9 protein-coding genes are annotated in these 8,575 nt (G+C 72.9%); 1 reads left to right on the forward strand and 8 read right to left on the reverse strand.

Annotated features, from left to right (window positions below; all coding sequences use genetic code 11):
* From KSNIM_RS02330 to KSNIM_RS02340, 3 genes are all read right to left on the reverse strand, one after another.
* On the reverse strand, positions 1–896 hold an 896-nt coding region (locus KSNIM_RS02330), incomplete at its 3' end, for an ABC transporter ATP-binding protein (protein ID WP_263107801.1).
* Positions 893–1,915, reverse strand: a complete 1,023-nt coding sequence (locus tag KSNIM_RS02335) for an ABC transporter permease (protein WP_263101514.1) — start codon at positions 1,913–1,915, stop codon at positions 893–895. The genes KSNIM_RS02330 and KSNIM_RS02335, both read right to left, overlap by 4 nt.
* The gene (locus tag KSNIM_RS02340; protein ID WP_263101515.1) at positions 1,915–2,898 is read right to left on the reverse strand and encodes an ABC transporter permease; all 984 of its coding nucleotides are present in this window, start codon (positions 2,896–2,898) and stop codon (positions 1,915–1,917) included. Before KSNIM_RS02340 ends, KSNIM_RS02335 begins: the two co-directional genes overlap by 1 nt.
* A gap of 367 nt (positions 2,899–3,265) precedes the next feature.
* On the opposite strand from KSNIM_RS02340, the gene KSNIM_RS02345 reads away from it, so the two are divergent.
* The gene (locus KSNIM_RS02345) at positions 3,266–4,963 is read left to right on the forward strand and encodes an ABC transporter family substrate-binding protein (RefSeq protein ID WP_263101516.1); all 1,698 of its coding nucleotides are present in this window, start codon (positions 3,266–3,268) and stop codon (positions 4,961–4,963) included.
* Between the two features lie 93 nt (positions 4,964–5,056).
* Here the strand turns inward: KSNIM_RS02345 and KSNIM_RS02350 are convergent, their stop codons facing one another.
* The 5 genes from KSNIM_RS02350 to KSNIM_RS02370 all read right to left on the reverse strand — a co-directional run bounded on the left by KSNIM_RS02350 (position 5,057) and on the right by KSNIM_RS02370 (position 8,392).
* A complete protein-coding gene (locus KSNIM_RS02350; protein ID WP_263101517.1) occupies positions 5,057–5,413 on the reverse strand; it encodes a DUF6204 family protein in 357 nt (118 codons plus the stop codon).
* A gap of 65 nt (positions 5,414–5,478) precedes the next feature.
* Complete coding sequence (locus KSNIM_RS02355) at positions 5,479–6,075, reverse strand: GNAT family N-acetyltransferase (RefSeq protein ID WP_263101518.1); 597 nt, start codon at positions 6,073–6,075, stop codon at positions 5,479–5,481.
* Between the two features lie 96 nt (positions 6,076–6,171).
* The gene (locus tag KSNIM_RS02360; protein WP_263101519.1) at positions 6,172–6,894 is read right to left on the reverse strand and encodes a siderophore-interacting protein; all 723 of its coding nucleotides are present in this window, start codon (positions 6,892–6,894) and stop codon (positions 6,172–6,174) included.
* A gap of 77 nt (positions 6,895–6,971) precedes the next feature.
* Positions 6,972–7,661, reverse strand: a complete 690-nt coding sequence (locus tag KSNIM_RS02365; RefSeq protein ID WP_263101520.1) for a hypothetical protein — start codon at positions 7,659–7,661, stop codon at positions 6,972–6,974.
* A 140-nt stretch (positions 7,662–7,801) separates the two neighbouring features.
* Entirely contained in the window at positions 7,802–8,392 is a 591-nt protein-coding gene (locus KSNIM_RS02370) for a TetR/AcrR family transcriptional regulator (RefSeq protein ID WP_263101521.1), read from the reverse strand.
* Positions 8,393–8,575: the final 183 nt, after the last annotated feature.

The raw sequence follows: 8,575 nt of genomic DNA on the forward strand, positions 1-8,575 counted from the left end.
GGTTCGGCGGTGCGGCAGCGGTCCTCGGCGAGCGGGCAGCGGGGGGCGAACGGGCAGCCGCGGCCGAGTTCGCCGGGTGCGGGCGGGCGTCCGGGGATCGGCACCAGCGGGCCGCCGCGGCCGTCGAGGCGGGGCACCGCGCCGATCAGGCCGAGGGTGTAGGGGTGGCGGGGTGCGGCGAACAGGTCGTCGACCGGGGCGGTCTCGGCGATCCGTCCGGCGTACATGACGGCGACCCGGTCGGCGCTGCCGGCGATGACGCCGAGGTCGTGGCTGACGAGGACGAGGGCGGCGCCGGTCTCGCGCTGGGCGGTCCGCAGCACGTCCAGGACCTGGGCCTGGATGGTGACGTCGAGGGCGGTGGTGGGTTCGTCGGCGAGCAGGATGTCGGGGTCGTTGGCGATCGCCATGGCGATCATGGCGCGCTGCCGCATGCCGCCGGAGAACTCGTGCGGGAAGCTGTCGAGGGCGCGGTCGGGGGCGGGGATGCCGACGAGGTCGAGCAGGTCGGCGGCGCGTTTGCGGGCGGTGGCGCGGTCGACGGCCTGGTGGATGCGGACGGCCTCGGCGATCTGGTCGCCGATCCGGTAGACGGGGGTGAAGGCGGAGAGCGGGTCCTGGAAGACCATGGCGATCCGACGGCCGCGGACGGCGGCGAGGTCGCGGGCGGGCAGGCCGACGAGTTCGCGGCCTTCGAGCCGGACGGACCCGCCGACCCGGGCGGTGCCGGGCAGCAGGCCGAGGACGGCGAGCGCGGTGACGGACTTGCCGGAGCCGGATTCGCCGACGATGCCGAGGGTTTCGCCGCGGTGCAGGTCGAGGTCGATGCCGCGGACGGCCGGGGCCGTGCCGAAGTCGACGGTGAGGTCCCGGACGGTGAGGAGGGCGGGGGTCACGTGGTGCTCCGGCGGGTTCGGGCGGCGGGCGTGCCGGGGTCGTCGTCGGTGGGCCCGTCGGCCGGCGCTCCCCCGGCGGGTGTGCGGGCGGCGCGGGCGAGCCGGGCGGAGCGGCGGCCGACTTCGGCGGTGGGGTCGAGGGCGTCGCGCAGGCCGTCGCCGACCAGGTTGACGGCGAGGACGAAGAGCACGAGCAGGGCGGCGGCGAAGTAGAACAGCCAGGGGAAGACGGGGGCGTCCGCGGTGCCGGCCGCGAGGAGGGTGCCGAGGGAGACGTCGGGGGCGCGGACGCCGAAGCCGAAGTAGGAGAGCGCGGCCTCGCTCATCACGGCGCCGCCGACGGCGATGGTGGCGTCGATGATCAGGAAGGAGGAGACGTTGGGCAGGACGTGCCGCCAGATGATGCGGAACGCACCGACGCCCATGAACCGTGCGGCGACGACGAATTCGCGCTCGCGCAGGGACCTGGTCATGGAGCGGACCACCCGGGCGGTGATCATCCAGTTGAACAGGGCGAGCAGGAGGACGAAGGCGAGCCAGCCGGTGCCGCGCAGTCGCGGCGAGACGATGGCGATGACCAGGAAGCCGGGGAAGATCAGCATCAGGTCGACGAGGAACATCAGCAACCGGTCCGTCCAGCCGCCGAAGTAGCCGGCGCAGGCGCCGACCAGGGAGGCGAGGCCGGTGGAGAGCACGGCCACGAGCAGTCCGATGACCAGGGACTTCTGCAGGCCGCGCACGGTCTGGGCGAAGACGTCCTGGCCGATGCCGTTGGTGCCGAACCAGTGCTCGGCGGAGGGCGGGCGGCGGATCTGCCCGTAGTGGGGGGTGGCGTAGTCCCAGGGCGTCAGGTGCGGGCCGAGGAAGGCGAGCAGGAAGAGCAGCAGCAGCACGGCGGCGCCGACGACGACGCCGCGGGAGGCGGCCAGGCGGCCGGCGACCAGGCGCAGCCGCCCGGCGGGGGCGCGGTCCGCGGCCGGCGCGGGGGCGGCGGTCTCGGGCAGGGCGGTGGCGGTCATCAGTACCTCACCCGGGGGTCGAGCGCGGCGTGCAGGACGTCGGCGAGGAAGCCGGCGGCGAGCACGACGACGGCGGCGAACAGGTTGACCGCGACGACGGCGTTGATGTCCTGTTCGTTGACGGCCTGGATGAACCATTCGCCCATGCCGTGCCAGCCGAAGATGGTCTCGGTGAAAGCGGCTCCGGTGAAGATGCCGAGGAAGCTGTAGGCGAACATCGTCGACATCGGGATGACGGCGGTGCGCAGGCCGTGCTTGAGCAGGGCGCGGTTGCGGGTGAGCCCCTTGGCCTCGGCGGTGCGCAGATAGTCGGAGCCGAGCACGTCGAGCATGGTGGAGCGCTGGTAGCGGCTGTAGGTGGCGAGGCCGCCGAGGGCGAGCGAGAGCGTGGGCAGCAGCAGGTGCAGGCCCCAGTCGGCGAGGTGGGCGCCGAGTCCGCCGGCCAGATTGGGCGTCTCGTACCCGGTGAAGGGGATCACCTCGTGGCCGGCGGCGTCCTTGGCGGCGATGGCGCCGTTCTTGAGGAGCAGGGCGACGAGGAAGACCGGGGTGGAGAGCAGCACGAAGGAGAGCAGCGTGAGCGCCCGGTCGGAGAGCCGGTACTGGCGGACGGCGCTCCAGGCTCCGCCGGCGACGCCGAGCAGCATGCCGAGCAGGCTGCCGATCAGCAGGAGGCGCAGCGAGACCCAGATCCGGCGGCCGAACTCCTCGTTGACCGGGGTGTTGTGGATGGTGCGGCCGAGGTCGGCGTGGAGCAGCAGGCCGTCGGCCCAGGTGGCGAAGCGTTCGACGACCGGGGTGCGGTCGTTGATGTTGAGCGCGGTGAGCTGGCGGTCGACGGCGGCCGCGGAGGGTCTGGGCTGCTTGGCCTCGAAGTAGGCGCGGGGGCCGAGTGCGGCGCAGGAGAGGGCGTACGCGAGGAAGACGGCGGCGACCAGGAGGACGGCGTAGTAGCCGAGCCGTTTCGCGAGATAGCGGGTCACGGCGTACCGCCGGTGTGGTTCGCACACCTGGAGAACATGGTCGTTCGCCTTCGTTCGGAGGGTTCTTGACGCAGTTTCGCGCAGCAGTTGTACGGCACCTCGGACGGTCCGTCCAGGGCGTGCCGCACGGTGCGGTCCGGCCGAGTGGGCGAACACGCTGGTCACAGTCGATCAGACGGGTGCGGACAGCATGTTGCCACCGGATTGCGCCGCGTTTCGTTTCGATCAGTTCTGCGCATGAACCCCTGTCGTCGGAGCTGATGGGCTGTTACGTTCTGGCTGCCGGCACCGACTTGGCTGCCCACGTTCAAGTGCCGCCACACCTGGCGGCCGCCCCCGACTCTTCGAGACCCCCGAGGACTTCCCGATGGACGCATCGCTCGCCACCCGCAGACTCGGCCGGGCCGCCGCCGCGGCCCTCGCCGTGGCGCTGGCCGCCACGGCCTGCAGCAGTCCGGCCGACGGCACGGCGGACGACGCGGCCAAGACGGTGGTGCCGACCGTGGGCGCCGAGGACAACAACCCGCAGCCGCTGGACCGGATCAAGGACGGCGGCGAGCTGCGCGAGCCGCTCCAGCAGTGGATCACCCAGTGGAACCCGTACCAGGTCGACGGCACGTACGGCGACGCGGTCGAGATCATGGGCTACCTGGAGGCGAAGCTCTTCCGCTCGGACGCCAAGGGCGTCTACCAGCCCGTGCCCGAGTACCTGGTGTCGGCCGAGGTCACCTCCACCTCGCCCCAGGTGGTGACGTACCGGCTCAACCCGAAGGCGGCCTGGTCGGACGGGAAGCCGATCGGCTACCAGGACTTCAAGGCCGTCTGGCAGGCGTCCAACGGCAAGGACCCGGCCTACAACCTCGCGGACTCCTCCGGCTACGAGCAGATCTCCGCCGTCGAACAGGGCGCCGCCCCCGGCGAGGTGAAGGTCACCTTCGCCCAGCCGTACGCCGACTGGCAGAGCCTGTTCAACCCGCTGCTGCCGGCGTCCGGGATCTCCACCCCGCAGGCGTTCAACGAGGGCTGGATCGAGAAGGTGCCGGTCTACGGCGGCCCGTTCACGCTGCAGAACGCCGACAAGACCGCGCAGACCATCACCCTGGTGCCCAACCCGAAGTGGTGGGGCCCGAAGCCCAAGCTGGACCGGATCACCTACCGGGTGATGGACTCCGCCGCGATCACCCAGGCCTTCCTCAACAACGAGGTGGACTACGCCTCGGCCGGCACCGCGACCGCGTACGGCCAGCTCAAGGACGCCAAGGACGCGGCGATCCGCACCGGAACGCCCTGGGACGAGGTGCACATATCCTTCGGCGGGAACGGCGCACTGGCCGACCAGAAGGTCCGTCAGGCACTCGGCCGGGCCCTGGACCGGGCCTCACTGATCAAGATCGCCAACAAGGGCGTGCCGGTGGAGTTCAAGCCGCTGGACAGCCACCTGTTCATGACCAACCAGAGCGGCTACCGGGCCAACGCCGGCGACTGGGTGAAGTACGACCCCGCGGTGGCCGGCAAGCTGCTCGACGAGGCCGGCTGGAAGGACGCCGGCGGCACCCGCGGCAAGGACGGGCACCCGCTGGAGCTGCACTACGTGATGAGCGACGGCTCCACCCAGGCCCAGGCGGACCTGGCGGCCGCGGTGCAGAGCATGCTGCAGCAGGTCGGGGTCAAGCTGTCGATCGACAAGGTGCCGAGCAAGGAGTACTTCTCCAAGTACATCAACCAGGGCCGGTTCGACCTCGCGAGCTGGCGCAACACCGGCTCGTTCCCGCTCTCCAGGACAGTGCCGATCTACCGTGCGCCGCAGGGCGACAACGTGTTCGGCAACTACTCCAAGCTGAGCACGCCCGAGATCGACTCGCTGCTGCGCAAGGCCGCGGCGACGCTCGACCCGGCGCAGGCGGCCGAGCTCTACAACCAGGCGGACGTCCGGATCTGGGAGCTCGGGCACACCGTCGAGCTCTACCAGCGGCCGAGCATCGTCGCCGTCCGCAAGGGGCTGGCCAACTTCGGCGCGGGCAGCCTCGCCGACACCGTCATCACCTCGGTCGGCTGGGAGAAGTAGGCCCGGCCGACGGCTCCCCGGAGCCGGCCGGCGCCGCCGTCCCCGAAACCCCGAGCGGGGACGGCGGCGCTCCGGGCGCGGACGCGCCGCGGGTCACACCGCGCGGGCGGCCTCGCGGCGGCGGCGCTTTCCGAGGGCGGCCAGGGAGAGGTCCTCGGCCTGGGAGCGGAGGTTCTTGAAGCCGTAGCCACGCTCGGTCAGCCAGGCCGCGGCGGCGTTCTCGGCCCGCTCGGTGGCGGCGAGGATGTCCTCCTCGGCCTCGCCGGTGTCCGCGAAACGGAAGGTGAAGGCCGTACGAGCGGCGATGTCGTAGCTCAGGTGCCCCTCGGCGGTGAAGGCCGCGCGCAGGACGTCGTGCTCGGCGGCGTTCGCGAGGAGGTCGGCGCGCTGCGCCTCGTCCAGGCCGTCGAAGACGCCGCGGACGGTGATTCGGAATTCTCGGGTGCTCACCCGCCCGACCCTAGGCGGCGTCCCGCGGTCGGTGCACCTCCTTTTCCGCGGGACGCGCAGGCGCCCTACGGCCGGTCGGCGAGCGTCCGCGCGAGGCTCTCACGGGTGAGGAAGACCAGCTGGGCGCGCTTGTGCGGCAGGTCGATCTGCGGACCGAGCTCGAAGCCGGTGCGCAGCGTGCGGGCTATCGACTTGTCGTTGAGGGCGTCGGGCTCGGCGACGACGCGCCGCCGGGCGGGGTCGGCGAAGACGAAGCCGATCAGGGCGGTGACCAGACCCGCGGTGAAGCCGGGGGCGGGCTCGCCGTCGGCGGGCGCGATCAGCAGGTGGACGCCGAAGTCGCCCGGCTGGACGTCGTAGCACTCGCCGACGGGGTCGTGCTCGGGCCGGTAGGTCTGGAAGAGGGCGACGGGCCTGCCGTCCCGCTCCACGATGTAGGCGTGGTGCGTGTCGAGCGAGTCGACGTAGGCGTAGATCCGGCGGACCATGTCGCGGGTGTGGCCGACCATGCCCCAGAAGCGCGCTCTCTCCTGGTTCACCCAGCCGTGCACCAGGGCGCAGTCGCCGGACGGGTCCAGCGGGCGGACGGTGACGGTGCCGAAGCCGGGCACGGTCTGCTCGTGGACGGCGGCGGGGGCGCTCTCGTGGACGGTGGTGGTCATGGTTTCTCCTCCGGTCGGACGGCTTCGGGACGGCGGGGGCAGTGGGCCGGACGGCGTGGTGCGGGCGGGGGCGGCCCCTCGCCGGCACCACGGTTCTCAGGCCCGCCAGTAGCCCAGGGAGTTGACGCGCTGCTTCGGCAGCGCCAGGTCCCTGCGGGCGAACTGGGTGAGGGCGCGGGTGGTCGCGGTGTCGCAGGCGATCCACAGGTAGGCACCCGCGGGGTCGGTGAGCAGCCCCGGCAGCGTCTCCCGGACCTCGGCGACGAGGTGGGCGCCGGCGTCGCGGCGGGGCAGCCGCCGGACGCTGTGCCGCTCCGGGTGGGCACGCAGCGGCAGTTGCTCGTCCGAGTCGTGCTGGGTCTCCAGCCAGACCGTGGCCGGTACCTCGGGCAGTGCCGTGAGCAGCGAGTTGATGGCGGGGACGGAGGCCGAGTCGCCGATGACGAACAGCTGCCGGGGCAGCGGGTCGGGCGCCGTGAAGCCGGAGCCCTGGACGGTCGCCTGGACGGTGTCGCCCGGTGCCGCCTTCCGCGCCCAGTCACTGGCGCAGCCGTCGTGCAGCGCGAACTCCAGGCTGAACGTTCCTGCGGCGGGGTCGGGGTCGACGAGCGTGTAGGCGCGCTGGTGCGGCCGCCCCGCATTGTCGAACCAGACGCGCACCCACATCGTCGGGTGGACGCCGCTCGCGGCGAGCATCCCGCCGTCGGTGAACCGCACCCTCCGGTAGTGGTCGGTGACCTCCTCCACGGCGGTCACCGTGAACTCGAAGTCCCTGCCCCGCATCAACCTGAGGACGACGCCCTCCCAGCCGTGCCCCATGACACCCTCCAGCCGCACGAATTTAGGTAAGGCTAACCTAGCTCATCGCGGACGGACTCCGGCACCGGGGATGCGCGTCAGCGGCGCGCGCCGTCCGGGCCGCGGTGGTCGTCGGCGCCGCCGGCAGCCCGGGGGGCCTCCACCTCCTCGGTCGCCCGGGCGAGCCGGCACAGGTCGGGGAGCAGGGCGGCGAGCGCGGCCACGGACCGCTCGACCCCGGCGGGGTCGGGCAGCGGGTGGAAGAGGAAGCACGCCTCGTTCCGCTGGAGACTGACGGCCGGTGCGCCCAGGGCGGCGAGGCGGTCGACCAGGTCGCTGCGCTCCAGGAGTTCGGCGATCGCCTCCGTACCGGCCGCGCACATCGGGAGGTAGAGCCCCGGCCCGACGATCGGCAGGCCCATGGCGGCGGCGCTCCAGCCCCGCTCGAGCCTGATCACCGGCACGCGCGCCGGGAGTTCGAAGCTGAACAGCAGCCAGTGCAGGCCGCGCCGCTGTTCCAGGCGGACGAACCGGGCGACGGTGACCGCGCGCCCGTCCGGACCCGGGCCCGCGACGGTGGTGCCGCGCCGGACGTCCAGCCAGGGGTAGTGCGGGGCGTACCCGTTCCACAACTCGCCGGGTGCCATCGTCCGCCAGCCGGGGCTGCCGCCGAGGAGCCGCATCAGCCGATCGGCGGCCTTCACCCGCCGCAGGGTGCCGACCTCCCGGGTAAGCCCGTAGGCGACGGGCGCCAGCAGCAAAGCGAAGAAGAAGATCCAAACGGCCACAGCGTCCCCCTCATGACCTCGTCCGCGACCCCCGCGCGGGGCGGCCCACCCGAACGCACGGGGCCGGCACAGTCTCTGACGCGCACTCAGTGCGAGCGGGTTCCGCGGGCCGACCCGCGGCGATCCGCCCCGGCGTCCGCTCAGGGACGGGCCGGGCCCGCAGGGGCGAGGATCATCGCGACCAGGTGGTCGAGGGCGGCCGCCGCCTCCGGGTCGCCGGGCCGGGCCTCGGGGGCCGTATCCGGCGCCGTGCGGCGCAGCTCCAGCCAGCCGAGGTAGGCGGCGTAGGCGGCCAGGGCGCGGTGACGGGCGCTCCGCGGGTCGTGGCCGAGGCCGGTGAAGACCTCGGCGAGGAAGGCGAGCCGGGTACGGGTGACCCGGGTGACCACGGCGGCGACGGCCGGGTGGGCGGTCTGCGCGACGAGGGCGGGCTCGAGCCCGGCGACCTCCTCGCTGCCGAGGGCCTCGGCGAACAGCGCCCTGGCCCGGGCCCGGGGGTCGGGCTCCGCGCGGACGGCGACGATGACCTCGGTGGTCGCGCGCAGCTCCCAGGTCTCCAGGGCGGCGACGAGCAGCGCCTCCCGGCTGTCGAAGTGCCAGTAGAAGCTGCCGCGGGTGACACCCAGCTCCTTGGCGAGCACGTCGACCGCCACGGCGGCGACCCCGCCGCCGGCGAGTGCGCGCAGCGCCGCCATCGTCCAGTCGTCCTTGCTGACTCTCCCCTTGGCCACGTTCCGTACAGTACTGTACGGAACATCCGTACAGTGGTGTACGGATCCGGTTGCGACGATGACGGGGGTGGCATGGTGAACGCCAAGGAGTGGCTGCTCGGTGCGGTGGAGGGTGAGCGGGCGCCGGCCGGCGCGGGGGGTCGGGCGGCCGCGGCCGCCGCGGCGGCGGGGCTGTGCGGGGCC

The organism is Kitasatospora sp. DSM 101779, from assembly GCF_025655475.1.
Taxonomy (GTDB): Bacteria; Actinomycetota; Actinomycetes; order Streptomycetales; family Streptomycetaceae; genus Kitasatospora.